A 25016-nucleotide genomic window follows, 5' to 3' on the forward strand; every position below is an offset into this window, starting at 1 on the left:
AGTCAGCTGTGTAGGTTTCTGGCAACCCCGAACCAGGGCCACGATCCGAAGAGGAAGGCGCTCCATGGCGAACAGGGTGTTTGTCGTCGGCGTGGGCATGACGAAGTTCGAGAAACCCGGACGGCGCAAGAACGCGGACGGCAGCGACTGGGACTACCCCGACATGGCCCGTGAGTCGGGCACCGCGGCGCTGGCGGACGCGGGTATCGCCTACACCGACGTGCAGCAGGCCTACGTCGGCTACGTCTACGGCGAGTCGACCTCCGGCCAGCGCGCCGTCTACGAACTCGGTCTCACCGGAATTCCGATCGTCAACGTCAACAACAACTGCTCGACCGGTTCCACCGCGCTGTACCTCGCCGCCCAGGCGATCCGGGGCGGCCTGGCCGACTGCACCCTGGCGCTGGGCTTCGAGAAGATGCAGCCCGGCTCGCTGGGGGCCACCTTCACCGACCGCGAGCAGCCGATGATGCGGCACATGGACCTGCTCGCGCAGATCTCGGAGGTGAAGTTTCCGCCCGCACCCTGGATGTTCGGCGCGGCGGGCCGCGAACACATGCAGAAGTACGGCACCACCGCCGAACAGTCCGCCCGCATCGGCCACAAGAATCACGCGCACTCGGTGAACAACCCGTACGCGCAGTTCCAGGACGCCTACACCCTCGACGAGATCCTCGCCGCGCCGATGATCTACGACCCGCTCACCAAATTGCAGTGTTCGCCGACCTCCGACGGGTCCGGTGCGGCCGTGCTGGCCTCGGAAGCGTTCGTGGCGCGGCACGACCTGGCCGGGCAGGCGGTCGAGATCGTCGGCCAGGCCATGACCACCGATGTCGAGTCCAGCTTCGCCGCGGGCACCGCCGCCGCACTGATCGGCTACGACATGAATGTCGCTGCCGCACAGCAGGTGTACGAGCAGTCCGGGCTCGGGCCGCGCGACTTCCAGGTGATCGAACTGCACGACTGCTTCTCCGCCAACGAGCTGTTGCTCTACGAGGCGCTCGGCCTGTGCGGCGCGGGCGAGGCGGGCGCACTCGTCGACGCCGGGGACACCACCTACGGCGGCCGGTGGGTGGTCAACCCCTCCGGCGGGCTGATCTCCAAGGGCCACCCGCTCGGTGCCACCGGACTCGCCCAGTGCGCCGAACTCTCCAAGGGCCACCCGCTCGGTGCCACCGGACTCGCCCAGTGCGCCGAACTCACCTGGCAGCTGCGCGGCACCGCGGACAAGCGCCAGGTCGACGGCGTCACCGCGGCATTGCAGCACAACATCGGACTCGGCGGCGCCGCCGTCGTCACCGCCTATCAGCGCGCCGAGCGCTGACCCCCAACCACACACACGCACCGTGGCGGTCCGCCGCCGACCCGATCGAGGAGCCGATCATGGGACACATCGAAGAAACCAAGCACCTCGCCGCCGAACCGCAGGCCGTGTGGGCCGTCGTCTCCGACCTCGCCTCGTGGAGCAGCTGGTTCACCGTGCACGACAAGTGGCTCGAGGAACCGCCCGCCGACCTCGCCGTCGGCACCACCCTGGTCGCCAAGGTCGTCATGCTCGGCATGGCCAACAAGATCGAATGGACCGTCCGCGAGGTCGAGGCACCGAGCAAGCTGGTGCTCACCGGCACCGGATTGGCCGGCGTCAAGGTCGAATTCGCGTTCACGCTCACCGCCCGCGACGGCGGCAGCGACTTCCACATCGCGGGCGACTTCGAGGGCGCCATGATCAAGGGCGCGCTCGGCAAGGCGGTGGAGAAGGACGCGGGCCGCCAGCTCGAGGACAGCGTGGGCAAGCTCGAAGCGCTCGCCACCGCCGGGGTCTGACGTGGTGAACCCCGACCTCGCGTTCGCCGAGGAGAACCTGAACGTCTGGACCGAGGACTTCCCGTTCACCGTCGAACGCGACCGCATCGCCGACTACGCCGCCGCCACCAACGATCCGATCCCCGCGCACCGCCGCGGCGACATCGCCTCCCCGGTGTTCGCGATCGTGCCGGTGTTCGAGCGGATGATCGAGCCCGCCGTCGACGTGGTCCCGCTGTCCATCTTCGGCCGGGGTGTGCACGGCGAACAGGACTTCCACTTCCACCGGCCGATCCGCCCCGGCGACACCCTGGTCTCGCGGGCGCGGATGACCGGCTACGAGGGACTGCCCAAGGGCACTCGCGCGGTGGTGCACGTCGAATGCCGCGACACCGCGGGCGAACTCGTCAACGAGCAGTACGTGACGATGTTCTTCCGCGGCGCGGACGCCAGCAACGGGCGGTCCGTCGGCGAGCTGGGCCCGTCCCACAAGCTCCCCGACGGTATCCGCGACCGCGAGCCGGTGGCGAAGGTGGCCCAGCACATCGATGCCGACCAGACCTTCCGCTACGCCCCGGCCTCCGGCGATCCGGTTCCGCTGCACCTGGACGAACAGGTGGCCAAGGACGCCGGCCTGCCCGGCATCATCGCGCACGGCCTGTGCACGATGGCGTTCGCGTCGTGGGCGGTGCTCACCGAGGTGGGTGACGCCGACGTCACACGGCTGAAGCGGCTGGCGGTGCGCTTCTCGAAGATGGTCTTCCCCTCCGACGACCTCGAGACCCGGATCTGGCGCACCGGCGCCGCCACCTATGCCTTCGAAACCGTGCGCGGCACGGACGTGGTACTCGGCGACGGTCTCGCCATTTTCACCGATTGAGCTTTGCGAACAGGAGCGCGACAGATGGGAACACTCGACGGCAAGGTCGCCGTCATCACCGGCGCGGGCCGCGGCATCGGCCGCGAACACGCCCTGCTCTTCGCCCGCGAGGGCGCCGCGGTCGTGGTGAACGACTACGGCGGCAGCAATTCCGGCGAGGGCCACGACGCGGGCCCGGCGCAGCAGGTGGTCGACGAGATCGTCGCCGCGGGCGGCCGCGCGGTCGCCGACACCGGCAACGTCGCCGACTGGTCGGACGCGAAAGCGCTCGTCGACCGGGCGGTCGCGGAGTTCGGCCGGCTCGACGTGGTGGTCAACAACGCGGGCATCCTGCGCGACGGCTTCCTCGCGGGCATGACCGAGGCACAGTGGGACGCGGTACTCGATGTCCACCTCAAGGGCCACTTCGCCGTGCTGCGCCACGCCGCCGCGCACTGGAAGGACCGCTCGAAAGCGGGCGACCAGCCCGACGCGGCCGTGATCAACACCGCCTCCGCTTCGGGGACCACGGTGCCCAACGCCGGCCAGGCCAACTACGGCGCCGCGAAGGCCGCCATCGCCGCGCTCACCCTGGTCGCCGCCGAGGAGCTGGGCCGCTACGGCGTCCGGGTCAACGCGATCGCGCCGATCGCGCGCACCCGGTTGACCCTGGCCACCCCGGGCATGGGCGCGATGATGGCCGCCGAGGCCGAATCCGCCGAGAACGAAGGCGGTTTCGACGCGTTCAGCCCCGCCAACATCTCCCCCCTGGTCGCCTATCTCGCCGGGGACGCCTGCCGGTTGACCGGCAAGGTGTTCGCCGTGCAGGGCGGCGCCATCTCCGAACTGGCCGGCTGGCACGACGTGAAGACCATCGAGACCGACGGCCCGTGGCTGATCGACGACATCGCCGCCCGACTGCCGTGAGACCGGCGCAGAGCTGAGGAGACCGACATGTTCGAGTGGTCCGAGACCGACGAGATGATCCGCCAGGCCGTGCGCGGCTTCATCGACAAGGAGGTGCGCCCGCACCTGGACGCGCTGGAGGACGGCACGATGTCGCCGTACCCGATCGCGCGGAAATTGTTCGCCGAGTTCGGCATCGACGCGATGGCCGGCGAGCAGGTGGACTCGTTGCTGGCGAAGAAGCGCGCCAGGCAGGAGGCGCTCGCGGCCGGGCAGGAACCCGCCTCGACGACAAAGCGCGGCGCGGGCGATCTGCTCGGCGGGCAGGCCTCGATGGCGGCGGTCGTGGTCGGCGAATTGTCCGGGGTGTGCATGGGCCTGCTCACGGCCGTGGGCGTCAGCATCGGGCTCGGCGCGGCGACGATCATGTCCCGCGGCACGCTCGCCCAGCAGGAACGCTGGCTGCGCGACATCGTGACGATGGACAAGGTCGCCGCGTGGGCCATCACCGAACCCGACTCCGGCTCGGACGCCTTCGGCGGGATGAAGACCTACGTGCGCCGCGACGGCGAGGACTACCTGCTCACCGGGCACAAGACCTTCATCACCAACGGCCCGTACGCCGACATCATCGTCGTGTACGCCAAACTCGACGAGCCGGGGGTGGACCGGCGCGATCGCAAGGTGCTCACCTTCGTGCTGGACAAGGGCATGGAGGGCCTGACCCAGTCCAAGCCGTTCAAGAAGATGGGGCTGCACGCCTCCCCCACCGGCGAACTGTTCTTCGACAACGTGCGGCTCGGCCGCGACCGGCTGCTCGGGGAGACCGAGGACCACCGCGGCGGCGACGGCCGCGACAGCGCCCGCGCCAACTTCACCACCGAGCGCATCGGGGTGGCGTTCATGGCGCTGGGCATCATCGCCGAATGCCACCGGCTCTGCATCGATTACGCGAAGAACCGCAGACTGTGGGGCCAGGAGATCGGGCGGTTCCAGCTGGTGCAGCTCAAGCTGGCCACCATGGAGATCGCGCGGATCAACGTGCAGAACATGGTGTTCAGCACGCTGGAGCGGGCGCGGGCAGGCAAACTGCCGACGCTCGCCGAGGCGTCGGCGATGAAGCTCTACGCCGCCCAGGCCGCCACCGAGGTGGCGATGGAGGCGGTGCAGCTGTTCGGCGGCAACGGCTACATGAGCGAATATCGCGTCGAGCAGCTGGCCCGCGACGCCAAGTCACTGATGATCTACGCGGGCAGCAACGAGATCCAGGTGACCCACATCGCCAAGGGACTGCTCGGCCGCTGAGCCAGGCGAGGCAGCGTTTTGCGAGGATCCCCCTGCTGCCCGGCTCCGCGCACTGCCCACGGCTCGGCGACCTCGACACCACGGCCACCCTGATCCTCGACGCACACCTCGACCGGAGGCCCGCATGAGTACGCCCGCCATCGACCCGCGCGGCCGAGCCACCGCGATCACCGGCGGGCCCGCCGCCGTCCTCGCCGGCCCGCCTCCCCGAGCGCCCGGGACTGTGGCGAGCACCGGATCGTCGCAGGTGAGGCCGGTCGAACCCGGCACGCCTGCGGCGAGTTGGCGACGGCACTGACTGTTATTGTCGGCAGCATGTCCGCAGCACCGCACGCCTCGCCGCCCGCCGCCCGGCCCGCCCGGCCGCGGCGGACCCAGGAGCAGCGCAGCGCGGAGACGCAGGCGAAGGTGATGGACGCGGCCATCGAATGCCTGCTCGAGGTCGGCTACGGCGAGACGACCACGCAGATGGTGGCCAAGCGCGCCGGGGTGACCCGCGGCGCCCTGCTGCACCACTATCCCTCCCGGGAGGATCTGGTCGCGGGGGCGGTGCGGTATCTGGCGGTGAAGCGCACCGAGGAGGCGTTGCGCACCTTCGCCCGGCTCACCCAGGGCGAGAGCCTCATCCCCGACGCCCTGGACCTGCTGTGGGCGCTGTATCAGGGCCCGCTGTTCACCGCCGCCATCGAACTGCTGGTCGCCTCGCGCACCGATCCGGCGCTGGCCCGGCAGGTGGAAGCGGTCGAAGAGGTGGTCGTCAGCAGCATCAAGGCGGCCGGCAGCGCGATGGCGCTCAGCGGCATCTCCGCCGAGTCGTTCAACGAACTCGTCGTCACCGCCATGGACGCCATCACCGGCCTGCTCATCCGCTGCTATCCGGCCCGCGACTCCGACCGCCCGGAACGCGCCTGGGCCCGGTTGCGCACCCACCTGCTGGTCCTGGCGCACGCGCAGGTCGGGCGCGCCGCCCACGCCGGCTGAACTCCGGTCCACACCGGGTGCCGGTGGCCGGGCACGGTGCCCGCCCACCGGCATCCCGTCAGTACAACCAGGGCAATTCGTCGTGCCCGAAGTCGTGGAAATCGCCGAAGCGGCCGGAGTAGAAGGCCAATCCGGTGCCGTCGCGCCACCGCATGTCCACGACCTCACCGTAGAAGACGCGGTGGTCGCCGACATCGTGCGCGCTGTGCACCCGGCACTCCAGCTGCGCCAGCGCGTCCGGGATCAACGGCAGGCCGGAGCGGCTCAGGTCCACCGGCAGGCCCTCGAAGCGGGCGCCGCCGCGGGTGGCGAAGCGGCGGGCGATCGCCTCCTGGCGGGAGCCCAGGATCGAGACCGCGAAGCGGCCGCCCGCCTCCACCGCATCGGTGGTCCGGCTGCCGTGGGTGAGCGAGACCAGCAGGATCGGCGGTTCCAGGCTCACCGAGGTGAGCGAGCTGATGGTCATCGCGCACGGGTTGCCGGTGCCGTCGTCGGCGCTGACGATCGCCACGCCGGTGGTGAAGCGGCCCATGCTGCGGCGCATGTCCGAGGGTGTGGGGCAATGGAATGCCGGTAGCGTCATGGCAGGGCTCCTACCTGCTGTGGTAGCGGACTTCGAAGGTCACCACGCCCTCGTCGGTGCGCCAGGGACCGTGCGGCATGCCCGGCGGGCGGCAGGCGTACATGCCCGCGGTGAAGGTCTGGCCGAGGGTGAGGTCGGTGAAGGAACCCTCGAGAATGTAGACCTCCTCCCAGAAGTCGTGCTTCTGCACGCCCATCGGGGTGGAGTCGGCGCCGGGCTCGTAGCGCAGGATGCGGGTGGCGACATTGCCGTCCGGGTCGCGGGCCAGGATGCGCTCGGTGATGGCGGGATCACCGCCCGGGCACACCGTGTACTCGACGTCGGTGACGGGGAAGAACTCGAATTCGGGCTTGGCCATATCTTCTGCCTCTCAGGCGGTTTCAGGCTCTCAGGCGGTTTCGGACTTGTAGGCGGCGAGGAACTGTTCGACGTCGCGCAGCGGCTCCTCGTAGCCGTAGTTGCGGTAGGTGTAGGCGCCCTTCACCACGAACGGCGCGCCCGCGTAGAACAGCTCGTACTGCTGGTGGCGCCCGGCGAACTCCGAGCCGATGATGTCCCACGCCAGCTTGAACAGCTTGATGCGGTCCTCGGAGGGCACACCCGGCGACTGCACGTAGTGCGTGACGTCGCCGGAGGTGAGCGGGCTGGTGAGATCGGCGACGCTGGAGGGCAGCTGCAGCACACCGCCGCCGACCAGGTCGCGCAGGATCGACAGCACCCGCGGGTAGATCTCCGACTGCAGGCCCATCGAACCGTAGAGCGCGCGCTTGCCCGGCACCCACTGGCCCGCCTCGTCGGGGGTGGCGGTGTACTCGGCGGCCAGCACCGCCGATTCGACACCGGCCACCAGGGCCGCGAGTTCGCCGAGCTTCTCCTGCACGCTCGGGATCTTGTCCACCCCGTTCACCTGGGTGACGCGGCGCGCGACACCCGCGATGAACCGCAGCTTGGTGGCGAACCGGATCTGGGCCTGCCAGTTGCCGAGCGCGTGCGCGCCGGTGTCGAAGAACTGCCTGCGCACGCCCGCGATGTCGCGGTCGACGAACACCCGGTCCCACGGGATGAGCACGTCGTCGAACACCACCAGCGCGTCGGGCTCGTCGTAGCGGCTGGTCAGCGGGTAGTCGAAGCTGCTCGTGGCGGCCGGGGCGTAGGGGCGGCGGCAGTAGAGCTTGAGGCCCTCGGCGTTGGCGGGGACGACGAACGACACCGCGAAGTCCTGGTCGTCGGGGCCGAGCGGCTTGATGCAGGACACCAGGATCTCGTCGGCGATGGCCGCGCCGGTGGCCAGCATCTGCGAGCCGCGCACGATCAGGCCCTCCTCGGTCTCGCGCACCACGCCGACCTGGAGGAACTCGCCCTCCCAGCCCGAGGCGGTGGTGGCCCGCGAAACCTGCGGCGGGATGATCGCGTAGGAGACGTAGAGGTTGTCGGCCAGCAGCCGCCGGTGGAAGGCGGTGACGTTGGCCGAGAAGTCGCGGCTGCCCTCGGCGAACACCTCGGGGTGCGCGGCGAACGAGGCGAGGAAGGTGCCCACGTGGTCGGGGCTGCGGCCCACCCAGCCGTGGGTGTGCTGGGCCCAGGTCTGGATCGCCTCGCGGCGCGCCCGCAGTTCCTCCTGGCTGCGCGGGATGCCGAACACCCGGTTGGCCGGTCCGCCGGTCTCCGGCGCGGTGTACTGCATGCCGTTGGCCGGGTCGGCGGCCAGATCGAACAGTTCGGCGATCGTCTGGGCGACGGGCGCGAACGCCGGGTGGGTGGTGACGTCGTCGACCTTCTCGCCGTCGACGAGCACGACCCGGCCGTCGTTGAGGGAGGACAGGTACTCAGCTCCGGTGCGCATCGCGAGCTCCTTCGAGGGTGGTGTAGGTGTGGGTCAGGGCGCGCCCGTCGGGCAGCAGCAGTTCCAGGTCCCAGCGCGTGCCGGGGGTGAATTCGCCGTCGAGCAACGGCAGCGTGCCCGCGAAGCAGACGAAATCGCCGCCGTCGTCACCGAGCCGGTCGGCGACGACTGCGAGCAGATCGGTGGGCGTGCGCAGGGCGGCCAGGGTGCCGTCCTGGTAGAGCTTTCCGTCCACCCAGCTGCGGGCGCGGCAGGCGTCCCAGTCGAAACGCGACCAGTCGGCCACCTCCACCACGTGCGGGCCGATCGGCTTGGCGCAGGCGCGTTTCGACTCGCCGATGTCGATGGTCTCCAGGGCCCGGTCGGTGTGGTCGGAGCCGACGCCGAGGAAGTACCGGCCGCGGTGCCGCAGCAGCACCGGCTCGACCTCGCCGGAGGTGTCGGCGCTCGGCACCGGCGTGGTCGCGGCGGTGGTCACGGTGGCGGTGGACACCGGGTAGAGCATCGGCACGGACTCCGGCGGCGCGACCCCGATGGCGGCCAGTTCGTCGATGTGGTGGCGCACCGCGGCCTCGTCACGGCCGGTGTAGCCGGCGACGATCGCGCGGGCGCCGTCGAAGGACAGGGTCTCCCCGGAATCCAGGACGGTGCAGGACAGGGCGGCGGTGATGGTCTCGGTCACGCCGGCACCTCGCAGCGATTCAGGCCGCGGTAGTCGTCGAGCCGGTCGGCCAGCACGGGGAATTCCGCACGGGTCCGCGCGACGACCGCCGGGTCGATGTCGACGACGGTGAAGCCCTCCTCGGCGCCGGCCTCGCCGAGCACCTCGCCCCACGGGTCCACCACGCGGCTGTGCCCGCCCAGCTCGACACCGTTGTGGGTGCCGACCGCGTTGCAGGCGATGACGATCACCTGGTTGTCGACCGCGCGGGCTCCGGTCAGCAGCCGCCAGTGCGCCAGCCGGGCCGCGGGCCAGGCCGCGGGCACGACGACGATTTCCGCACCGGCGTCGACCAATTCGCTCCACAGGCCGGGGAAGCGCAGGTCGTAGCAGGTGGTGGCGGCGGTGCGGCCGAAGGCGGTGTCGGCGACGCGGATCTGCTGTCCGGGCTGTAGCAGCCGGGCTTCTTCCGAGCGGTAGCCGAAGACGTGAATCTTGCTGTAGCGGTGCGCGATCCGGCCGTCCGGGTCGAGCAGGACAGCGGTGTTGCGCAGCCGGTCGCCGTCGGCGCGCTCGACGATGCTGCCGATGTGCAGGTAGCAGCGGCGTTCGCGGGCGACGGCGGCCAGCACCTGGACGGTGGGTCCGTCGAGGGTCTCGGCGGCGGCCTGGTAGTCGGCGAAGTGGTTGTAGCCGACCCGCCACAGTTCGGGCAGCACGATCAGGTCGGCGTCGGCGCGGAAGGCGGCCAGCGACTGACGTACCCGTTCGAGCCGGTGTGCGGCGGTCTCGGTGTCCGGACTGGCCAGTTGTGCCAGAGCGACTTTCATGGAAGGTCCTTAGGAGTGGGGTCAGAACCTGGGCTGCTTGAGCGAGCACAGGGTGGTGTCGAGGTGTTCGCGCACCGCGTGGATGGCGGCCTCGGTGTCACCGGCGGCGAGGGCGTCCACGATCGCGCCGTGTTCGACGAGCACCTGCTTCTTGCGGCGTTCGTCGGAGAGCATGATGCGCACGCCCATCCGCATCTGGCGGTCGCGCAGGGAGCGGTAGAACTCGTGCATCACCTGGTTGCCCGCGGCGCGGATGACGGTGGTGTGGAACTCGAGGTCGTGGGCGATGAACTCGACGGGGTCGGTGTCGGCGTCCTGGGCGGCCAGCAGTTCCCGCAGCCGGTCGGGCACCTGGCCGGGATTCGGGGCGACCTGCGCGATCGACCACTCCTCCACGACCCGGCGGGCCTGCATGACGTCGTCGACGTCCTTGTCGGTGAGTGCCGGGATGTAGGCGCCCTTGTGGGGCACCCGGCGGATGAAACCCTCGGCCTCGAGCCGGAGCAGTGCCTCGCGGACCGGGGTACGCGAGGTTCCCGACGCCGCGGCGACCTGGGCCTCGGACAGGAACATCTCTTCATCGCGCGGCAGGGTGAGGATGGTGTTCTTCAACCATTCGTAGGCCAGCTCCGGCGCGGAGGCCGCGCTGGTCTTCGATGTCGTCATGAGAGATGCCCTTTCCTCGGTGATTTACGGGATGACTACTGCCGCGTCGGTGGCGGTGCCGGTGGCCGGCGCCTCCTCCTGCACGTCGGCGAGGTCGACCGTGCGGGTCTCCTTGGCCACCAGGGCGGCGACCAGTGAGATCACGCCCATCAGCGCCAGGTAGGCGCCGATGGCCTGACCGGAGCCGAAACGGTCGTAGAGCGCGATGGCGATGATCGGCGCCAGCGATCCGGCCAGCACCGACGCCAGGTTGTAGGCCAGCGACACCCCCGAGTAGCGCACCTCGGTCGGGAACAGTTCGGAGAAGAACGCCCCGATGACGGCGCTGTAGGCGGCGAAGATGACCAGTCCGACGGCCACCGCGAGGAAGATCGCGCCGGTGGCTTCGGTGTCGAGCAGCGCGAAGAAGGCGAACGCCCACACGATCGTCGCGATCGAGGCGCCGATGTAGATGGGCCTGCGCCCGATCCGGTCGGCCAGCACCGCGAACAGCGGGATCGCCACCAGCGCCACCACCATGCCGATCATCACCGCGTTGAGGCCGGTGCTGCGCGGCAGGTCGAGAATCTGGGTGAGGTAGGTGATCACGAACAGCGAGAAGATGTAGAAGCCGGCGTTCTCACCGAAGCGGGTGAAGGCGGCCAGCAGGATCTGGCGCCAGTACCCGCGCACCGCCGCGGTGAGCGGCATCCGCAGCACCGCCGGGCTGGTCGCGGCCCTGGTCTGCTCGAACAGCGGGGTCTCCGCGACGTACAGCCGCAGCACCAGCCCGATGACGACCAGCAGCGCCGACATGCCGAACGCGACGCGCCAGCCCCAGGACAGGAACGCCTCTTCCGGCAGGACCGCGCCGAGCAGCGCCAGCGCGCCCGCGGCCATCAGGTTGCCCAGCGGCGGACCGAGGTTCGGCCAGGCCGACCAGAACGCGCGCCGCTTGGAGTCGCCGTGCTCGGAGACCAGCAGCACCGCACCGCCCCACTCGCCGCCGAGCGCGAAGCCCTGCACCAGCCGCAACAGCACCAGCAGCAGCGGCGCGGTGACGCCGATGGCGGCGTAGGTGGGCAGCAGCGCGATGAGGAAGGTCGACACGCCCATCAGCAGCAGGCTCGCGATCAGCGTGGCGCGCCTGCCCTTGACGTCGCCGAAGTGGCCGAGCACGGCGGCGCCGAGTGGCCGCGCGACGAACCCCACGGCGTAGGTCGCGAACGCCAGCATGGTGCCGACCAGCGGATCCTCCGACGGGAAGAACAGCTTGTTGAACACCAGCGCGGCGGCGGTGCCGTAGAGGAAGAAGTCGTACCACTCCACGGCGGTACCGGCGAGGCTGGACCCCGCGATGACCGGCAGACTCGTATGCGGTCGCCGGTTGATAGATTTGTCCTTGGCGGTTGCCATGTCGACTCCTCGTCGATTCGTCGCTACCTGACGATCCATCGGCCCCGCATCTACCTGCACGTAGATGCCTTCGCCGGGCGATGGAAGGTACTGCCTGGCTCGGTGGTTGTTGGCGCAACCACCGAGCCGTCCGTCCTGCTCCCTCTCACCGTGCGACCCGGCTGTGAACCGGATCACGAACAGGACGTGTACCAGTTGTATACCATCGGTCCACAATCGATCAAGGCCCGGAACCGGACCGAAACGTTGGTAACGGGGTTTTTACCCGTGCCGGGATGATCGCCCGGTCCACACCTCAGCTGTCGGCGATAGCCCGTCCCGGCAGGCGGCGGCCGGCGCGAACATCCGGGAATGTCTCAGAAAGCGCTGCCGGACAGCGCTTTTCGCGGGCTCTGGCTCTGATGGGTCGGCCGGGCGATCCGCACCGGCGGCCGGCCCGGTGACAGCACCGGAGTCGGTCCGCAGCGTTTGCCCGCCAGTGCGTCGACGAGTTCGGCGCAGACCGCGACGCCGTCGTGGCGGGGCCGCCAGCCGAGATCGTGGCGCGCGGCGGTGGTGTCGAGCAGCGGCGCGCGGTCGGCCAGCCGCAGCCATCCCGGGTGCAGGGGTTGCAGACCGAGCCGCCACGCGGGCCAGGCGGCCGCGGTGAGGACCGCGCGCGGGACCGGGACACGGAAGCCGCCGAGCTGCCTGCTCAGCCCGGCGGCCCGCAGGACCGGTTCGGCGGCGAGGTTGTAGGCGCCCGCGGCCTGCGCGCGCAGCGCGAGGTGGATGGCGGCGGCGACGTCCTCGGCGTGCACGAACTGCAACCGCAGTCCGGGCCAGGCGGGCACCGGCAGCAGGCGACGGCCGATCACCGTGCGCGGCAGCCACCGGCTCACCGCCCAGTCGGCGATCTCCGCCCCCGCCGCGCCCTGCACCACCGCGCACGGCCGGAACCGGACCACCCGGGTCCCGGGGTGCGCGGCGACGAACCGGTCCAGCTGCCGCTCCAGCACCGCCTTGCCGACGCTGTAGGCACTGCCGGGCACCCCACCCACCGGCCACCGCTCGTCCACCCGCTCCCAGCGCGGCGCAGGCCGATAAGCGGCCGCCGAGGACGCGCACACCAGATGCGGGACGCCGCGGTCGGCGACCGCGGCGAGCACCCGGTCGGTGCCGGTGAGGTTCGTGCGCATCATCGGTGGCTCCCCGACGCGCGGGTGGATCGCCCACGCGAGGTGGACCACGGCGTCGGCATCGGCGAACGTCGCGCGCAGGGTGTCCACCGCGGCGGGATCGGCGAGGTCGCAGCGCACCCACCGGACGGCGTCGAAGGTTCCCGGCCCGGGCGGTCGACGACACAGGCCGACCACCTCCTCGCCCGCCGCGAGCAGAGCCCGCACGAGCGCGCTGCCGATGTTCCCGCTCGCGCCGACCACGACCACCTTCATCGGTCACCCCCGCCGAGGTGCGGCGTGGTCGTCCGATCGGAGGTCGTCGGCCCCTCACCCATACCCCGCTCCTCGCGCTCGTGGTTCCGCGGCCGGAGCTGCCGCCCGGACGTGGGCTCCGACTACCCGGCCACCAGCGCCGGAAACGGAAAACCGACGATGCCCCGGGCGGTTGTGGCCGGGGCATCGTCGGTTCGGCGGCGGGACCCGCTCAACGGCGGGGCGTGTCCGTCACACCGCGCAGGGGTCGGGGTCGACGATGCCGTCGTCGGGCATCCCGCTGCTCAGGGCCACCAGGGGCCCGATGGGCAGGCAGCGGATCACGTAGATCAGCAGGTCCGACGAACCGGAGGAGGCCGAGCCGGTGGGCGCGTCCGCCGGGGCGGCGGAGGCGGCTGCGGGCGCGGCGAGCAGGGCGGCGGCCACGGCAACGGCGGTGATCAACTTGGACAACGGGTTTCCTTTCCCGGGTTGGTGCTCAGCACAGCGGTGCGCGTGAACCGACGAGTTCGCCCTTGAACAGGCAGACGACCAATTCGACCAGGCCGCGGGCGTATTCGCTCGAACCGGCCGCCGAGCCGGTGTCGGCCACCGCGACGGCCGGCGGGGCAGCGACGGCGGGGGCGAATCCGGCGGTGGACGCGATCACCGCCGCCACCGCGACAGTTGCGAAAGTCCGGGACATTGACATCGACACACTCCGTCCGGTCGGGGTCTGGCGCTTGCACGGACAGTCTCGACCGCGCCGTCCCCCACCGACAGACCCGAACTCTCCGGGCTTCACGCCGCGCCTACACCGTGCTTCGCGGCGGAAATGTCCGCATGACACCGAACGAGGCGCCCGGCGCCATCCACGCGGCGGTCCTCCTGTGACGCAAGGTTTTTCGTCGATCGGCGAACGGGCCCGCAGCTGCCGGCCGCGACGTCACCGTGGTGGCCGACTGGCGCAACCTCGACACCGCCGCCACGGGTTTCGGTGAGCCTGGTTCGTACCTTGCCGGGCAGCGCCTGCCCCCGGCGATCACGCTCCTCCCCACCGGCCCGGGCCGGGTCCAGCTGACGCTGCGGACGGACAAGCCGAACATCCCGGCGTCGCTGGACGTCTTCGCGTCCTGACCGGTGCGCCCATAACGTCGACCTTAGGTTGACGATACCCCCCGCGTCAACTATAGGTTGACGCAGCGCTCGACCGGGCGCAATCGCAACGAGACGAACGGGGCCCACCCATGACCGACCACCACCCGACCCACCACCGCGACGCCCGGCAGAGGCGGGTGATCGTGATCGGGGCGGGCATGGCCGGACTCGCCACCGCCCTGCGCCTGCACCGGGACGGCTGGGACGTGCTCGTCGTCGAGCGCGCCCGGCTCGCCGCAGCAGCGGCTACCTGGTGAACCTGCACGGCCCCGGCTACGACGCGGTGGAGCGGCTCGGCCTGATCCCCGCACTCGCCGCCCGCGACATCGGCTTCTTCCGCTCGATCCTGGTCGACGCGGACGGGCGTGAGAAGTTCACGGTGCCCAGCGAGGTCGCGCAGGCCGCCGTCGGCACCCGCGCCTTGACGATCTTCCGCGGCGACCTCGAGACCGTGCTGTACGAGGCCGTCGCCGACACCGTCGAGATCCGGTTCGCGACCGTGCCGCACGCCGTCACGCAGGACACCGCAGGCGTCGACGTGGCGCTGAGCGACGGCACCCGCATCCGGGCGGACCTCCTCGTCGGCGCCGACGGAGTACGCTCGCGCACCCACGCGCTGGTGTTCGGCGACGACCCGGGACACCTGCGCGACCTGCGGCACATGGTCGCCGCCTTCTCCCTGCCCGAGCCGCCCGCCGGGATTCCCGAGGGCGCGGGCACGACCTACATCGGACCCCACCGCACGGCCGCGGTGATGAACCTCGGCCCGCACCGGTCGGCCACCTTCTTCACCTATCGGTGCGACGACACCGCCGCCGAGTACGCCCGCGGTCCGGAGCGGGCGTTGACCGCCGCCTTCGGCGATCTGGGCGGCGCGACCGCGCAGGCGCTCGCCCAGGTGACCGACACCGCCTACTTCGACGCGGCCACCCAGGTGACCCTGGACGGCCTGCACCGCGGCCGCGTCGTCCTGGTCGGCGATTCCGCCTGGTGCGTCACGGTTTTCGCGGGCTACGGCGCCGCCCTCGCCATCGACGGCGCGGACCGGCTCGGCGCCGCGCTGTCGCGGCACGGCGACATCCCCACCGCGCTGGCCGCGTGGGAGACCGAGTTGGGCCCGGAGATCCACAAACGCCAAGCGCTGGCCCGCCGCGGGGTGAGCCGCTTCGCCCCACCCACCAGAGCCCATGTGATGGCCGGGGAGCTCGCGCTGCGTGCGATCCAGCTGCCCGGCATCCGCGCGCTGGTGCGCCGGTCCATCCAGCGCGCGAACAACTGAGGGCAGCCGGGCGGAAACCGCTCCGACGAGCACCGACCCGTGTACTGTGACCGGAGCGAGTATGTGACGGGGGTCACTCCCCCGGTTGTTCGAGTGCACCAGCAGGCCCGCCCACCGTTGGAGCCACCATGAGCACATCGCGTCCCCCCGAGCCGGCACCGGACGGTGTCGCCGACATCGCCCCGGTGCTGCACCGGACCCTCGACTCCCCGTACGAGATCTCCAACGAGCTCTACGCCGCGCTGCGGCACGTGCCGCACGACGTCGGCGGCCAGCCCGACCTCCCGGTGCCCTATCGGGAGAAGGAGGAGGAGCCGTGGGAGATGAACACCTACGTCACCTGCGAATGTCTCGGCTGGCGCGGTGTGTGGAACTCCGAGGAACGCAGGCGCGCCGAGAACGACCTCGGTGCCACCCTCTACTTCGGCCTGCCCTACTACGCGCGCTGGGCGACGGTCGCCGCGCGCGTGCTGGTCGGTAAGGGCCTGATCACCCCCGACGAGCTGTCGGCGAAGATCGACGAGGTCCGCGCCCGATCGGCGGCGCGCCGATGACCCGCCGCTTCCGCATCGGCGACCGCGTCACCGTCCGCCGCGCCACCTCGCTGTTCCACACCCGCACCCAGGCCTACACCCGCGGCCGCACCGGCGTGGTCGTCGAATACCGGCCGGAGTGGATCATCCCCGAGGACGAGGCGTGGGGCCGCGACGACGGCCGCGTCGAACCGTTCTACGTCGTCCGGTTCCGGCAACGCGAGCTGTGGCCGAACTACACCGGCCACGACGCCGACACCCTGGAGACCGAGGTCTCCGAACACTGGCTGGAACCCGCAGAGGAGGACGACCCGCAGTGAGCCACGACCACGACCACGACGCGCACGCCCCCATCCAAACCGGCACGGAGATAAGCGAATTCGAGGTGCTCGAGACCGCGATCCGGGAACTGGCGATCGAGAAGGGCCTGTTCTCCCAGGAGGACCATCGACGGTTCTCGGAATGGGCGCAGGCCGTCGGCCCGCACGGCGGTTCCACCCTGGTGGCCCGCGCCTGGCTCGACCCCGACTTCAAGGCGCGCCTGCTCGCCGACGGCACCGAGACGTGCAAGGAGATCGGTATCGACTGGCGCGACCCCACCGGTTCCGGCACACCCAGCGACTACACCTACTTCTACGTCCTGGAGAACACCCCCAAGGTGCACAACGTCATCGTCTGCACGCTGTGCTCCTGCTATCCCCGCCCGGTGCTCGGGATGTCCCCCGACTGGTATCGCACCCCGAACTACCGCAGGCGGCTGGTGCGCTGGCCGCGCGAGGTGCTGGCCGAATTCGGCCTGCACTTCCCGCCCGAGGTCGAGATCCGGGTGCACGACTCGAATCAGAAGTCCCGGTTCATGGTGCTGCCGATGCGTCCCGCGGGCACCGAGGGCTGGACCGAGGAGCAGCTGGCCGCCATCGTCACCCGCGACACCATGATCGGCGTCGCCCTGCCCCAGGTCGACTGGACCGCGCAGAAACCACCGGACCGCGCCGAGGACGCGATGCGACGGGAGGCCCGCCCGTGACCCCCTACGAGATCCTGCTCGCCACCCTGCCTGCCGACGCCGCCCGCGAGGCCCGCCTCCCCGACCTCGACCGCACGCCCGACCCGTGGGAATCGAGCATGCAGGCCACCTGCGAATGCCTGTCCTGGCGCGGCACTTTGGACAATCTGGCGCGCCGCCGCGCCGAGGACGCCCTCGGCGAGACCATCTACCGCGACTTCCCCGTGCACGCCCGCTCCGCCGTCGTCACCGCCCACACCCTGATGGAGCGCGGCGTCATCAGCCCGGCGGAACTGCGCGCCCGGATGGACGCGGTGCGCGCGCGATTCGAGCGAGAATAGCGCCGCGGCCGCACAATTGTGGCCCACCCAGGAACGGAGGACCGCAATGAAGGTCGAGGACATCCTCGCGGCGGCGAAAGACACCATGACCGTGCGGCGCGTCTACGCCGAGCCCGTCGAGCGCGACGGCACCATCGTGATCGCGGCGGCGGTCGTCTCCGGCGGCGGCGGTGCCGGCGCGGGCGTGAAGGACGGCGAGGAGGGGTCGGGCGGCGGCTTCGGGTTGAACGCCAAACCCGCGGGCGCCTACGTCATCCGGGACGGGAGGGTGTCGTGGCGGCCCGCGGTCGACGTCAACCGGCTGATCGCGGTGGCGGGCGCTGTGGTGATCACCGGAATGCTGGTGGGCGCTCGCATCGCGACGGCCGCCGTGCGGCAGGGCTGAGCGCGCCGGACGGCCGTCCACCGCTGAGGCGAGGGCTCAGCGCGACGACCGGCACGCCGCGAGTGCCTCCAGTGCGCGGGCGCACGCGGCGGGCAGTTCCCGGCCGCAGCGCTCGGTGATGTCGAGTTGGCGCTGACAGAGCATGCCGTAGGTGAAGGTGGGCTCATCGGCGTTGTCGGCCTCGCGGGCCAGTTGCACGAGGTGGTTCTTGGCGACGACCGCATCGTGGTGTTCGCCCAGGAGGTCCTGGACCGCGGCCAGCTCGGTCCGGGCGTGATCGAACCGCACCGGGTCCAGATCGCGCATCGCCTCCGCGAAGTAGCGAGCCCGGCGCACGACCTTGCGCACGTCGTGTACGGCCGCGTCGTGCGCGTCTTCGCCGAGGGCACCGGTCACCGTGTGCATCCGCAGCCGCATCCGATCGACCAGCTCGGCGATCGAATCGTCCACCGGGTGGGTGTCCGGCCACGCGGCACTACCGTGCAACAGTCCGACCACGTCGGCGAGGTCACCCCGCAGGGTCCGGTAGCGGTCCGAGTCGAGCGCGTCCTCGGCGATGATGCGGGCGGGGCGGATCCGCACGTCGAAGTACGCGCCGATCCGGGCACGCACCGGGCCCTGCACGTGGCTGGGCCGGAGCAGGGCGAGTGCCGCCGCGATCCTGGTCCGCTGCACGTCCAGGTCGTGGAAGAGGTCGAGGTCGTAGCCGAACCAGCGCAGTTCTTCGATCAGCCGCCGGATCTCCCGGTGTCCCCCGACCGTCGCCCGGTACACGGTCAGCGCGCTGCGCGCTCTGCGCACCGCGCCGAGCATCCCGATATAGGCGGTGGCGTCGCCATCGAGTGCCTGGCCCTCGGCGGCGACGAGCGCGTCGCGTTGGGCCTGCAGGTAGGCGGCCAGCCGGGGAGCGGCGATCGGCTGCGCGTCGGTGGCGGGTAGCGGCCGGGTATTCGCGGTCATCGTGTGCGCTTTCGACGTATTGCGGGGACCAGGAAACCCTGTCGCACGGAACCTGAACCGACCTAGGGTCCTTGGACCTCGCGGCGCACCAGGTGCGCGAGGGCCGCCCGAGGTCCGATGGCTGCCGCCCGGCGGCACAGGTCCCTCACACCGGGGCCGTGCGGCCCTCTCCCTCGTGCCGGCTCGCGGAACAGACTTGACCCATGTCCTCCTTTTCGCAACGCAAGAAGAACCGCGCCGTTCGCGCCGCTCTGGTCGGCACGGCCGGGTTCGTTGCCTTCTGGGCCGGGGCGGGAGCGATCGGGCTGATCGGGGGCGGGGTCGATCTGGGCGCCGAGATCACGGCTCGGCTGCCGTTCCAGAGCCCGATATTCGCCGGCACCGCGCTGGCGCTGCTCGTCGGCGCACCCATGACCGCCACCGCTGTACTCGCCCTCCGCTCCCATCCCGCCGCAGCGCCGACCGCGATGGCCGGCGGCACGATCTTGCTCGGCTGGGTGGTGGTGCAGCCCTTCATCATCGGTCAGGTCTCCTGGATGCAGGCGGTCTTCGGCGTGCTGGGTACGGCCGTCGGCGCGCTCGGCTTCCGTCTGGCCCGATTCCGCACCGGCACGCCCACCGGACTCGCCCGCCCAGCCGTCGCCTGACGACCGGATGAACCATTCGGGCACCCGGACAGGAGCCACCATGTCGTACCAGGTCACGGTCGATCGCGCACCCGCCCAAACCGTCCTGGAGTTGCGTCGGACGGTTCACGCCGATCGCCCTGGCGAGGACATCGGCAATGGCATGCGCGCCCTCTACGCCGCCGCGGCGGCCATCGGTCTCGCACCGGCGGGCGCGCCCTCGACCACCTACCGCGGGCCGATCCGGCACGGCAGCGCGACGGAGGTGGATTTCGCGCTCCCCGTCCAGACCTCGCTCGACGACGAACCCGGCGACATCGTCGTGCGCCGCACCGAGCCCATCCTGCACGCGCGTCTCGTGCACCGCGGCCCCTACCAGTCCATCGGTGACGCCTATCGTGCGCTCGACGTCGCGCTGCGCGAGGGGGGCCTGACCGCGACCGGTCCACCGACCGAGGTCTATCTGGTCGCCCCCGACGACGCGGTCACCCCGCACGACCTGCTCACCGAGATCCGGGTCCCGGTCGCCGCCGACGACCTCGCGGTGCGTCTGGCCATGCCCTTCGACAGCGCCCTGGCCGCTGTCCGCTCCGCCCTTCGCGCCGAGGGTTTCGGCGTCGTCAGCGAAGTCGACGTGCGGGCCACCCTGCGTGAACAACTCGGTGCCACGGTGCGGAACCACGTGGTCCTCGGCGCGTTGGATCCGCATCTCGCGCACCGCGCACTGGACGTCGAGGACGGTCCGGCAGCACCGGTGTGCTGCACCGTCGTGGTACGTGAGGAGGAGGCGGACACCGTGGTCTCGGCGGTGGACCCGGATCGCCTGGTGGGCAGTCCCGCGCTGCTGGCGATCGCTGCGCAGGCGCGTGCCGGTCTCGCTGCCGCCCTGCGGCGGGTCGCTTCCCCGGACTAGCTTCGCGAGCGAGGACCGAAAGTACTGCGCGGGACTCTGATTCGGCCGCACCACTGCTGGGCATGCGCGGCCCCGCGACGAAGCAGCGCCCGCACGCCGACGTCCGCCGACGCGGACTCCGGCACCCTCGCCGATTCGGCCGCCACCACCTGCGCGTACCGCACGTGCAACTGCTCGCGCACCTGATCCGGCGTGTAGGCCCGCCGCCGTCGCTCACCGCGCACCACCAGGACACCGGTGGCCACCACACCGGCCGCCCCCGCCAAACCTATTGCCTTCCACCACCGCACACCGCCTAGGCTAGCGGGCATGGCGGGTGCGGGGATCGATCTGGACCGGGCAGTCGAGATCACCAGGACGGGCGACATCTGGTTGTTCCGCGGCCGGTCCACCGCCGACCGCGTGATCCGGATGACGACGAACAGCCCGGTCAACCATGTCGGCATGGCCGTGGTCCTCGACGACCTGCCCGCCCTGATGTGGCACGCCGAACTCGGCCACTCCCTGCCCGACATGTGGACCGGCACCACCCACCGCGGCGCCCAGCTGCACAACCTGCGCGACGCCGTGCTGGTCTGGGCGCACCGCTACGGCCAGCGGGCGTGGCTGCGCCAACTCCACCCACCGGTCACCCGCGACCGCGAGGACGGCGTGCTGCGCGCCATCGCCCGCCTCGACGGCACCCCCTTCCCCTCCACCGCGCGACTCGCCGGCAAGTGGCTGCGCGGCCGCGCCCGCCTGCCCCGCACCCGCCAGCGCGCCACGCGCCGGATGGAGAACGCCTACTGCGCCGAAATCGTCGCCGCCACCTACCAGTCGATGGGCCTGCTGCCGGACAACCGCGACGTCGACTGGTACGACCCCGGCCGCTTCTGGAGCGGCGACCATCTGCGCCTGTCCGACGGATACACCCTCGGCGGCGAGATCGCCGTCCGCATCCCCGACGCCTGACCGACAGCCACGAAAACCACTGGCCACCGCGCGGCCTGCCCGCTTGACTGGCGCCATGATCCCGCTCGACACCCGGCCCCTGTTCCCGCTGCTGCACCGATCCCTGCTGGACCTGCTGCGCGCGCTCGAACCCGCCGACTGGACACGACCGACGATCTGCCCCGGCTGGACCGTCGCCGACGTCACCGCGCACCTCCTCAACGACCACCTGCGACGCATCTCCGGCAGCCGCGACCGGCACAGCGGCGCGGTGTTCCGCGACGACGAAACCCTGCCCGAGTACCTCGCGCGGGTCAACGACGAGTTCGTCCGCGCGATGCGCCAATGCAGTCCGCGCGTGATGATCGACCTGCTCGCGCACCTGGGCCCGGAACTCGATCGTGTCTGGGCCGCAATGGATCCGGACGCCCCGGCCGACCTGGCCGTGTCGTGGACCGGTGCCCGCACCAGTCCGGCGTGGCTCGACATCGCCCGGGACTACACCGAATACTGGGTGCACCAGCAGCAGATCCGCGACGCCGTCGCCCGCCCCGGCGCCGACCAGGTGGAGCTGATGCGCCCGGTCCTCGTCACCTTTCTGCACGCACTCCCCTTCGCCCTGCGCGAGCACACCCGCCCGGCCGAGACCGCGCTGAAATTCGCGATCACCGGCCCGGCGGGCGGCGAATGGTCCGTCGTCTCCGACGGTACCGGCTGGGAGCTGACCGCCGCCGACCACGACCGTTACGCCGCGACCGTGCGCATGGACCAGGACACGCTGTGGCGGTTGGCCACCCGCGGAATCACCGTCGACGAGGCGCGCGAACGCACCGAACCCGCCGGGGACCGCGAGCTCACCGACGCGGCGACCACACTGCTCGCCGTGGTCGCGTGAGCCCCGCCCCTCACCCCAGCTCGGCGCGCGCCTCGTCCAGGCAGGCCGACCACGTCCCCGGTGCGATCCGATGGAACCCCTCCGCGCCCTCCACGAAGGCACTCGAGATCACCACGTCCGGACGCACCGTGGCCAGCACGTCCAGCGCGCCCCGCAGCCCCGTCTTGTCGCTGTACCCGGGCACATACCCGGCCCGCCACACACCGTCGGCGTAGCGCAGCAGGGTGTCACCGGTGAACAGGTAGGTCAGGTCGTCCGCGCCACGCACCAGATAACAGGTGCTCCCCGGCGAGTGCCCCGGCGTCGGAATCACCTCCACCCCCGCGTCATCGGTACCCCGTCGCGATAGCGGCACGTCGATCGCGGCGAACCGCCCGATCTGTCCGGCCTCCGGCGCGGGCGCGTGCAATCGGCTACCGAACCGATCCGCCACCGCCCGAAGCATCGGCCCGGCCTCGTCCTGATGACTCAGATACTGCCGCTCCACCCCGCCCAGCGCCGCCACCCCCTCGAACGGGCCTTCGTCCCCCGGCGAGTAGAAGAGAATGTTGCCCCCGGACGGCGGCGTCCAGAGGTAGGCGTGTGTGCGCGGACCGCCCGGGACGACGAACGCGGGCGTCTCCCACAAATCCGGCAGCACCTGCCGCAACGGAGAGTCGGTTCGGGTGTGGTCGTGTGATTGCGATGTGGTAGTCATGGCCCGACGGTAGAAGCTGAAGTTTACTCGAGGTCAAGGGGTTGCCGAGCATCGGTCGACGCGTTTCCGGGCCACGGTCGAGAGCGGCCCGTCGCCCGATCGCTCCCCCGGGCCCCATTCCGCGCTGCCCGTTCGTCCGAGCGCGCCGGCGGGACCGCGCGACCCCCACCCCACCCCTCTGACCAGGCGATTCGCTGGACGAGCACACCCTGTTGTAATCTCTTGGAGCGCCCGAGCACGGGCGCAACGGGCTGTGGCGCAGTTTGGTAGCGCACTTGACTGGGGGTCAAGTGGTCGCAGGTTCAAATCCTGTCAGCCCGACAATCAAGAATGCCCCTCCGACCAGCACCGGAGGGGCTTTCTTCATCATCCGACCACCCGCAGAGCGGGACCAGAACGGGACCGCAAATGCTCCGTGAGCTTGTCACCCGCGCCGGTGATCTCGCGCCGATCCGGGTGCAAGTACCGCTCAGTGGTGCGACTGTCGGCATGCCCGACGATCTTTTGCAGCACGTGCAGGCTCACCCCGGCATCGGCGAACCACGTCAGGCCGGTGTGCCGTAGATCGTGCCGACGGAGGTGTTCGTACCCGAGCTTGACGACGACCTCATCCCAGTGCGTCGCGTCCCGCAGAACACCGGTGGCGATGCGCCCACCCCGAGGACCACGGAACAGCCGCGCATCCGGATCGCCGCGGCCGACCGCCTGTAGCCGATCCAGGACCAGTTGCCGAACTTCCTCGATCAGCGGGACGTACCGAACACGGTTGCCCTTGGTCCCCTTGTCCTCCATTCCCCCGATGACGACGTGGTCTGTCGACGCACACACCAGGTCCAGGTCTGTGTATCGATGCCGCGCACACGACAGCCGGACACCTCCCCGATCCGCGAAGCCGTGCACGCGGCGAAGATCACCACATCACCCCACCCCGCGGCTCGCTCTGCCACGCTAATCACGACCATGGCTCAGCTGCGCGATCGGCTCGGCTGGTAGGTCGTTGCCGAATTTCGCCATACAGGATCAAGGCGGCGCGCTGGCCGCAGTTGATCGAAGTACTAGTCGAATCCGGCAGCCGACCGCGGTAACCGTCCTCGCCAACCTGACCCGCCCGCATCAGACCCGCTCACCGCGCCCGGACCAGCACACCGACCCGCCGACCTCGCCACCGCTGCCACCACCGCGAATCCATCGAGCGACCCGCACACCCTGACCTCCCACGCCGACAGCCACGACGCCGACGACAAGTCCGCGACCGTCCCCGGCACTCGCCGCCCTTCCCGAGCCAGGACCCAACGGGCAGACGGCGCCCGGCACCAGCGCCCCGCCACCCCGTGCTCTGCCTCTCCCCACCGGTGATGCCGACCAGGCATCCAGCGCTGGCACCCTCGCCGTCACCGGCCACCCAGCATCCTCCTAGCGGTGGGAGGCACCTTCGATTCCCGGCGTCCGGCGGAGCGGATGCCACCATGGCAGGCCCTACCCGTTCCCGGCAAGGCCAAGACGAGTCACCACACACCCGCATCACCAATTCAGCTGCCATACACTGTATTCCAGTGATACGGCTCCATGGCAGCCTTGACGTGACCTTGCATGCCCCGCCACCGCGTCCTCCGTCCAACGAACCACCGGGAGCCGACCGAGCCCCCGGTACCCCGCCAGGAGGAAGCCGTCATGGCCAGCAACGTCACCGTCATGATCACCGGCCACCTCGCCGAAAACCCCGAACCCCGCGTCACGAACACCGGCAAACTCGTCACCAACTTCGCCGTCATCTCCAACGACCGCCGCTACGACCGCGACCGCAACGAATGGGTCGACGCCGCCAAGACCGTCATCCGGATCAACTGATGAGGCGACTTGGTCCAACTCGCCGGCGACAGCCTGACCAAGGGATGCCGCGTCACCGTCACCGGCCACCGCCTGACCGCTGACCCCTACCTCGGCAAGGACGTCAAACCCCGCGCCGCCCTCGAACTCACCGCCGACACTGTCGCCGTCGACCTGAAAGGCTAGACCGCACAGATCACCCGCTGGACCCGCAACGGCACC

The 25016-nt window shown here is 70.7% G+C and carries 34 protein-coding genes and 1 tRNA gene; 21 read left to right on the forward strand and 14 right to left on the reverse strand.

Annotated elements, in window-relative coordinates:
• Window positions 1–64 precede the first annotated feature (64 nt).
• The 6 genes from AMO33_RS09820 to AMO33_RS09845 all read left to right on the forward strand — a co-directional run bounded on the left by AMO33_RS09820 (window position 65) and on the right by AMO33_RS09845 (window position 5854).
• Window positions 65–1324, forward strand: coding sequence for a lipid-transfer protein (locus AMO33_RS09820; RefSeq protein WP_060592151.1), 1260 nt, complete (start codon window positions 65–67; stop codon window positions 1322–1324).
• Between the two features lie 59 nt (window positions 1325–1383).
• Window positions 1384–1824 carry a type II toxin-antitoxin system Rv0910 family toxin gene (locus AMO33_RS09825; RefSeq protein ID WP_060592153.1) on the forward strand — a complete coding sequence of 147 codons (441 nt, stop codon included), beginning with the start codon at window positions 1384–1386 and terminating at the stop codon, window positions 1822–1824.
• Between the two features lies 1 nt (window position 1825).
• Complete coding sequence (locus AMO33_RS09830; protein WP_060592155.1) at window positions 1826–2683, forward strand: MaoC family dehydratase; 858 nt, start codon at window positions 1826–1828, stop codon at window positions 2681–2683.
• Between the two features lie 24 nt (window positions 2684–2707).
• Window positions 2708–3589, forward strand: coding sequence for an SDR family oxidoreductase (locus tag AMO33_RS09835; RefSeq protein WP_011208623.1), 882 nt, complete (start codon window positions 2708–2710; stop codon window positions 3587–3589).
• Between the two features lie 27 nt (window positions 3590–3616).
• The gene (locus tag AMO33_RS09840; RefSeq protein WP_011208622.1) at window positions 3617–4873 is read left to right on the forward strand and encodes an acyl-CoA dehydrogenase family protein; all 1257 of its coding nucleotides are present in this window, start codon (window positions 3617–3619) and stop codon (window positions 4871–4873) included.
• Window positions 4874–5188: 315 nt separating this feature from the next.
• Window positions 5189–5854: a TetR/AcrR family transcriptional regulator gene (locus tag AMO33_RS09845; protein ID WP_060592157.1), complete on the forward strand. Its 666-nt coding sequence runs from the start codon at window positions 5189–5191 to the stop codon at window positions 5852–5854.
• 58 nt (window positions 5855–5912) lie between these two features.
• On the opposite strand, the gene AMO33_RS09850 is transcribed toward AMO33_RS09845, so the two are convergent.
• The 10 genes from AMO33_RS09850 to AMO33_RS09895 form a co-directional block, all read right to left on the reverse strand.
• The gene (locus tag AMO33_RS09850) at window positions 5913–6437 is read right to left on the reverse strand and encodes a flavin reductase family protein (protein WP_011208620.1); all 525 of its coding nucleotides are present in this window, start codon (window positions 6435–6437) and stop codon (window positions 5913–5915) included.
• Between the two features lie 10 nt (window positions 6438–6447).
• Window positions 6448–6795: a cupin domain-containing protein gene (locus AMO33_RS09855; RefSeq protein ID WP_011208619.1), complete on the reverse strand. Its 348-nt coding sequence runs from the start codon at window positions 6793–6795 to the stop codon at window positions 6448–6450.
• Window positions 6796–6825: 30 nt separating this feature from the next.
• Window positions 6826–8280, reverse strand: coding sequence for a 4-hydroxyphenylacetate 3-hydroxylase family protein (locus tag AMO33_RS09860; RefSeq protein WP_060592159.1), 1455 nt, complete (start codon window positions 8278–8280; stop codon window positions 6826–6828).
• Window positions 8264–8962 (reverse strand): DUF2848 domain-containing protein, encoded by a 699-nt coding sequence (locus tag AMO33_RS09865; RefSeq protein WP_060592161.1) that lies wholly within the window; start codon window positions 8960–8962, stop codon window positions 8264–8266. Before AMO33_RS09865 ends, AMO33_RS09860 begins: the two co-directional genes overlap by 17 nt.
• Entirely contained in the window at window positions 8959–9771 is an 813-nt protein-coding gene (locus AMO33_RS09870) for a carbon-nitrogen family hydrolase (RefSeq protein ID WP_060592163.1), read from the reverse strand. The genes AMO33_RS09865 and AMO33_RS09870 overlap by 4 nt, the downstream gene beginning before the upstream one ends.
• 21 nt (window positions 9772–9792) lie before the next feature.
• A complete protein-coding gene (locus AMO33_RS09875) occupies window positions 9793–10437 on the reverse strand; it encodes a GntR family transcriptional regulator (RefSeq protein ID WP_011208615.1) in 645 nt (214 codons plus the stop codon).
• Window positions 10438–10461: 24 nt separating this feature from the next.
• On the reverse strand, window positions 10462–11832 hold the full coding sequence (locus AMO33_RS09880; protein WP_060592165.1) for an MFS transporter: 1371 nt from the start codon (window positions 11830–11832) through the stop codon (window positions 10462–10464).
• A gap of 356 nt (window positions 11833–12188) precedes the next feature.
• On the reverse strand, window positions 12189–13265 hold the full coding sequence (locus AMO33_RS09885) for an NAD-dependent epimerase/dehydratase family protein (RefSeq protein ID WP_060592167.1): 1077 nt from the start codon (window positions 13263–13265) through the stop codon (window positions 12189–12191).
• A gap of 231 nt (window positions 13266–13496) precedes the next feature.
• Complete coding sequence (locus AMO33_RS09890) at window positions 13497–13718, reverse strand: hypothetical protein (RefSeq protein ID WP_011208612.1); 222 nt, start codon at window positions 13716–13718, stop codon at window positions 13497–13499.
• 25 nt (window positions 13719–13743) lie between these two features.
• Window positions 13744–13914: a hypothetical protein gene (locus AMO33_RS09895; protein WP_157838372.1), complete on the reverse strand. Its 171-nt coding sequence runs from the start codon at window positions 13912–13914 to the stop codon at window positions 13744–13746.
• Between the two features lie 284 nt (window positions 13915–14198).
• Between AMO33_RS09895 and AMO33_RS09900 the strand changes: the two genes are divergently transcribed.
• The 8 genes from AMO33_RS09900 to AMO33_RS09930 all read left to right on the forward strand — a co-directional run bounded on the left by AMO33_RS09900 (window position 14199) and on the right by AMO33_RS09930 (window position 17946).
• The gene (locus AMO33_RS09900) at window positions 14199–14381 is read left to right on the forward strand and encodes a hypothetical protein (protein ID WP_115410880.1); all 183 of its coding nucleotides are present in this window, start codon (window positions 14199–14201) and stop codon (window positions 14379–14381) included.
• Between the two features lie 110 nt (window positions 14382–14491).
• Window positions 14492–14659 (forward strand): FAD-dependent oxidoreductase, encoded by a 168-nt coding sequence (locus AMO33_RS32310; RefSeq protein ID WP_197657689.1) that lies wholly within the window; start codon window positions 14492–14494, stop codon window positions 14657–14659.
• Window positions 14656–15681, forward strand: a complete 1026-nt coding sequence (locus AMO33_RS09905) for an FAD-dependent monooxygenase (protein WP_197657691.1) — start codon at window positions 14656–14658, stop codon at window positions 15679–15681. The genes AMO33_RS32310 and AMO33_RS09905 overlap by 4 nt, the downstream gene beginning before the upstream one ends.
• 128 nt (window positions 15682–15809) lie before the next feature.
• Window positions 15810–16235, forward strand: coding sequence for an SH3-like domain-containing protein (locus AMO33_RS09910; protein WP_060592171.1), 426 nt, complete (start codon window positions 15810–15812; stop codon window positions 16233–16235).
• Window positions 16232–16534, forward strand: a complete 303-nt coding sequence (locus AMO33_RS09915; RefSeq protein ID WP_011208607.1) for an SH3-like domain-containing protein — start codon at window positions 16232–16234, stop codon at window positions 16532–16534. Before AMO33_RS09910 ends, AMO33_RS09915 begins: the two co-directional genes overlap by 4 nt.
• Window positions 16531–17241 carry a thiocyanate hydrolase subunit gamma gene (scnC, locus tag AMO33_RS09920; protein ID WP_060592173.1) on the forward strand — a complete coding sequence of 237 codons (711 nt, stop codon included), beginning with the start codon at window positions 16531–16533 and terminating at the stop codon, window positions 17239–17241. The genes AMO33_RS09915 and scnC overlap by 4 nt, the downstream gene beginning before the upstream one ends.
• Window positions 17238–17561 (forward strand): hypothetical protein, encoded by a 324-nt coding sequence (locus AMO33_RS09925; protein WP_060592175.1) that lies wholly within the window; start codon window positions 17238–17240, stop codon window positions 17559–17561. The genes scnC and AMO33_RS09925 overlap by 4 nt, the downstream gene beginning before the upstream one ends.
• A gap of 46 nt (window positions 17562–17607) precedes the next feature.
• Entirely contained in the window at window positions 17608–17946 is a 339-nt protein-coding gene (locus tag AMO33_RS09930; RefSeq protein WP_011208604.1) for a sporulation protein, read from the forward strand.
• A gap of 36 nt (window positions 17947–17982) precedes the next feature.
• Here the strand turns inward: AMO33_RS09930 and AMO33_RS09935 are convergent, their stop codons facing one another.
• On the reverse strand, window positions 17983–18906 hold the full coding sequence (locus AMO33_RS09935) for a CHAD domain-containing protein (protein WP_060592177.1): 924 nt from the start codon (window positions 18904–18906) through the stop codon (window positions 17983–17985).
• 203 nt (window positions 18907–19109) lie between these two features.
• Between AMO33_RS09935 and AMO33_RS09940 the strand changes: the two genes are divergently transcribed.
• Both AMO33_RS09940 and AMO33_RS09945 read left to right on the forward strand, forming a co-directional pair.
• A complete protein-coding gene (locus AMO33_RS09940) occupies window positions 19110–19553 on the forward strand; it encodes a hypothetical protein (RefSeq protein ID WP_060592179.1) in 444 nt (147 codons plus the stop codon).
• 40 nt (window positions 19554–19593) lie between these two features.
• Complete coding sequence (locus AMO33_RS09945) at window positions 19594–20445, forward strand: GyrI-like domain-containing protein (protein ID WP_060592181.1); 852 nt, start codon at window positions 19594–19596, stop codon at window positions 20443–20445.
• Here the strand turns inward: AMO33_RS09945 and AMO33_RS32560 are convergent.
• Window positions 20442–20735 carry a hypothetical protein gene (locus AMO33_RS32560; protein WP_373862090.1) on the reverse strand — a complete coding sequence of 98 codons (294 nt, stop codon included), beginning with the start codon at window positions 20733–20735 and terminating at the stop codon, window positions 20442–20444. The two genes, AMO33_RS09945 and AMO33_RS32560, sit on opposite strands and share 4 nt — an antisense overlap.
• 19 nt (window positions 20736–20754) lie before the next feature.
• Between AMO33_RS32560 and AMO33_RS09955 the strand changes: the two genes are divergently transcribed.
• Both AMO33_RS09955 and AMO33_RS09960 read left to right on the forward strand, forming a co-directional pair.
• Entirely contained in the window at window positions 20755–21396 is a 642-nt protein-coding gene (locus tag AMO33_RS09955; RefSeq protein ID WP_060592185.1) for a hypothetical protein, read from the forward strand.
• A gap of 55 nt (window positions 21397–21451) precedes the next feature.
• Window positions 21452–22270, forward strand: coding sequence for a maleylpyruvate isomerase N-terminal domain-containing protein (locus AMO33_RS09960; protein ID WP_011208601.1), 819 nt, complete (start codon window positions 21452–21454; stop codon window positions 22268–22270).
• A gap of 10 nt (window positions 22271–22280) precedes the next feature.
• On the opposite strand, the gene AMO33_RS09965 is transcribed toward AMO33_RS09960, so the two are convergent.
• Window positions 22281–22967 (reverse strand): MBL fold metallo-hydrolase, encoded by a 687-nt coding sequence (locus tag AMO33_RS09965; RefSeq protein WP_228795364.1) that lies wholly within the window; start codon window positions 22965–22967, stop codon window positions 22281–22283.
• A gap of 247 nt (window positions 22968–23214) precedes the next feature.
• Between AMO33_RS09965 and AMO33_RS09970 the strand changes: the two genes are divergently transcribed.
• Window positions 23215–23288 (forward strand) — tRNA-Pro (locus tag AMO33_RS09970).
• Between the two features lie 45 nt (window positions 23289–23333).
• On the opposite strand, the gene AMO33_RS09975 is transcribed toward AMO33_RS09970, so the two are convergent.
• Window positions 23334–23759 (reverse strand): tyrosine-type recombinase/integrase, encoded by a 426-nt coding sequence (locus AMO33_RS09975; RefSeq protein WP_060592189.1) that lies wholly within the window; start codon window positions 23757–23759, stop codon window positions 23334–23336.
• Window positions 23760–24638: 879 nt separating this feature from the next.
• Here AMO33_RS09975 and AMO33_RS30275 point away from each other — a divergent pair.
• Complete coding sequence (locus tag AMO33_RS30275) at window positions 24639–24815, forward strand: single-stranded DNA-binding protein (RefSeq protein WP_159005402.1); 177 nt, start codon at window positions 24639–24641, stop codon at window positions 24813–24815.
• Between the two features lie 9 nt (window positions 24816–24824).
• Window positions 24825–24980, forward strand: a complete 156-nt coding sequence (locus AMO33_RS31425) for a single stranded DNA-binding domain-containing protein (RefSeq protein WP_159005399.1) — start codon at window positions 24825–24827, stop codon at window positions 24978–24980.
• The last annotated feature ends 36 nt before the right edge of the window (window positions 24981–25016 follow it).

Origin of the sequence: Nocardia farcinica (assembly GCF_001182745.1) — a bacterium.
Classification (GTDB): Bacteria; Actinomycetota; Actinomycetes; order Mycobacteriales; family Mycobacteriaceae; genus Nocardia; species Nocardia farcinica.

Bases quoted from the DNA above. Each gene is read 5' to 3' on its own strand.
- AMO33_RS09845 (WP_060592157.1), top strand. From the start codon at position 5,189: ATGTCCGCAGCACCGCACGCCTCGCCGCCCGCCGCCCGGCCCGCCCGG.
- AMO33_RS09940 (WP_060592179.1), top strand. From the start codon at position 19,110: ATGTCCTCCTTTTCGCAACGCAAGAAGAACCGCGCCGTTCGCGCCGCT.
- AMO33_RS09960 (WP_011208601.1), top strand. From the start codon at position 21,452: ATGATCCCGCTCGACACCCGGCCCCTGTTCCCGCTGCTGCACCGATCC.
- AMO33_RS09870 (WP_060592163.1), bottom strand. From the start codon at position 9,771: ATGAAAGTCGCTCTGGCACAACTGGCCAGTCCGGACACCGAGACCGCC.
- AMO33_RS09875 (WP_011208615.1), bottom strand. From the start codon at position 10,437: ATGACGACATCGAAGACCAGCGCGGCCTCCGCGCCGGAGCTGGCCTAC.
- AMO33_RS09965 (WP_228795364.1), bottom strand. From the start codon at position 22,967: ATGACTACCACATCGCAATCACACGACCACACCCGAACCGACTCTCCG.
- AMO33_RS09850 (WP_011208620.1), bottom strand. From the start codon at position 6,437: ATGACGCTACCGGCATTCCATTGCCCCACACCCTCGGACATGCGCCGC.
- AMO33_RS09855 (WP_011208619.1), bottom strand. From the start codon at position 6,795: ATGGCCAAGCCCGAATTCGAGTTCTTCCCCGTCACCGACGTCGAGTAC.
- AMO33_RS09910 (WP_060592171.1), top strand. From the start codon at position 15,810: ATGAGCACATCGCGTCCCCCCGAGCCGGCACCGGACGGTGTCGCCGAC.
- AMO33_RS09935 (WP_060592177.1), bottom strand. From the start codon at position 18,906: ATGACCGCGAATACCCGGCCGCTACCCGCCACCGACGCGCAGCCGATC.
- AMO33_RS09820 (WP_060592151.1), top strand. From the start codon at position 65: ATGGCGAACAGGGTGTTTGTCGTCGGCGTGGGCATGACGAAGTTCGAG.
- AMO33_RS09975 (WP_060592189.1), bottom strand. From the start codon at position 23,759: ATGGAGGACAAGGGGACCAAGGGCAACCGTGTTCGGTACGTCCCGCTG.
- AMO33_RS09840 (WP_011208622.1), top strand. From the start codon at position 3,617: ATGTTCGAGTGGTCCGAGACCGACGAGATGATCCGCCAGGCCGTGCGC.
- AMO33_RS32310 (WP_197657689.1), top strand. From the start codon at position 14,492: ATGACCGACCACCACCCGACCCACCACCGCGACGCCCGGCAGAGGCGG.
- AMO33_RS09930 (WP_011208604.1), top strand. From the start codon at position 17,608: ATGAAGGTCGAGGACATCCTCGCGGCGGCGAAAGACACCATGACCGTG.
- AMO33_RS09835 (WP_011208623.1), top strand. From the start codon at position 2,708: ATGGGAACACTCGACGGCAAGGTCGCCGTCATCACCGGCGCGGGCCGC.
- AMO33_RS09945 (WP_060592181.1), top strand. From the start codon at position 19,594: ATGTCGTACCAGGTCACGGTCGATCGCGCACCCGCCCAAACCGTCCTG.
- AMO33_RS09860 (WP_060592159.1), bottom strand. From the start codon at position 8,280: ATGCGCACCGGAGCTGAGTACCTGTCCTCCCTCAACGACGGCCGGGTC.
- AMO33_RS09955 (WP_060592185.1), top strand. From the start codon at position 20,755: ATGGCGGGTGCGGGGATCGATCTGGACCGGGCAGTCGAGATCACCAGG.
- AMO33_RS09880 (WP_060592165.1), bottom strand. From the start codon at position 11,832: ATGGCAACCGCCAAGGACAAATCTATCAACCGGCGACCGCATACGAGT.
- AMO33_RS09885 (WP_060592167.1), bottom strand. From the start codon at position 13,265: ATGAAGGTGGTCGTGGTCGGCGCGAGCGGGAACATCGGCAGCGCGCTC.
- AMO33_RS09825 (WP_060592153.1), top strand. From the start codon at position 1,384: ATGGGACACATCGAAGAAACCAAGCACCTCGCCGCCGAACCGCAGGCC.
- AMO33_RS30275 (WP_159005402.1), top strand. From the start codon at position 24,639: ATGGCCAGCAACGTCACCGTCATGATCACCGGCCACCTCGCCGAAAAC.
- AMO33_RS09915 (WP_011208607.1), top strand. From the start codon at position 16,232: ATGACCCGCCGCTTCCGCATCGGCGACCGCGTCACCGTCCGCCGCGCC.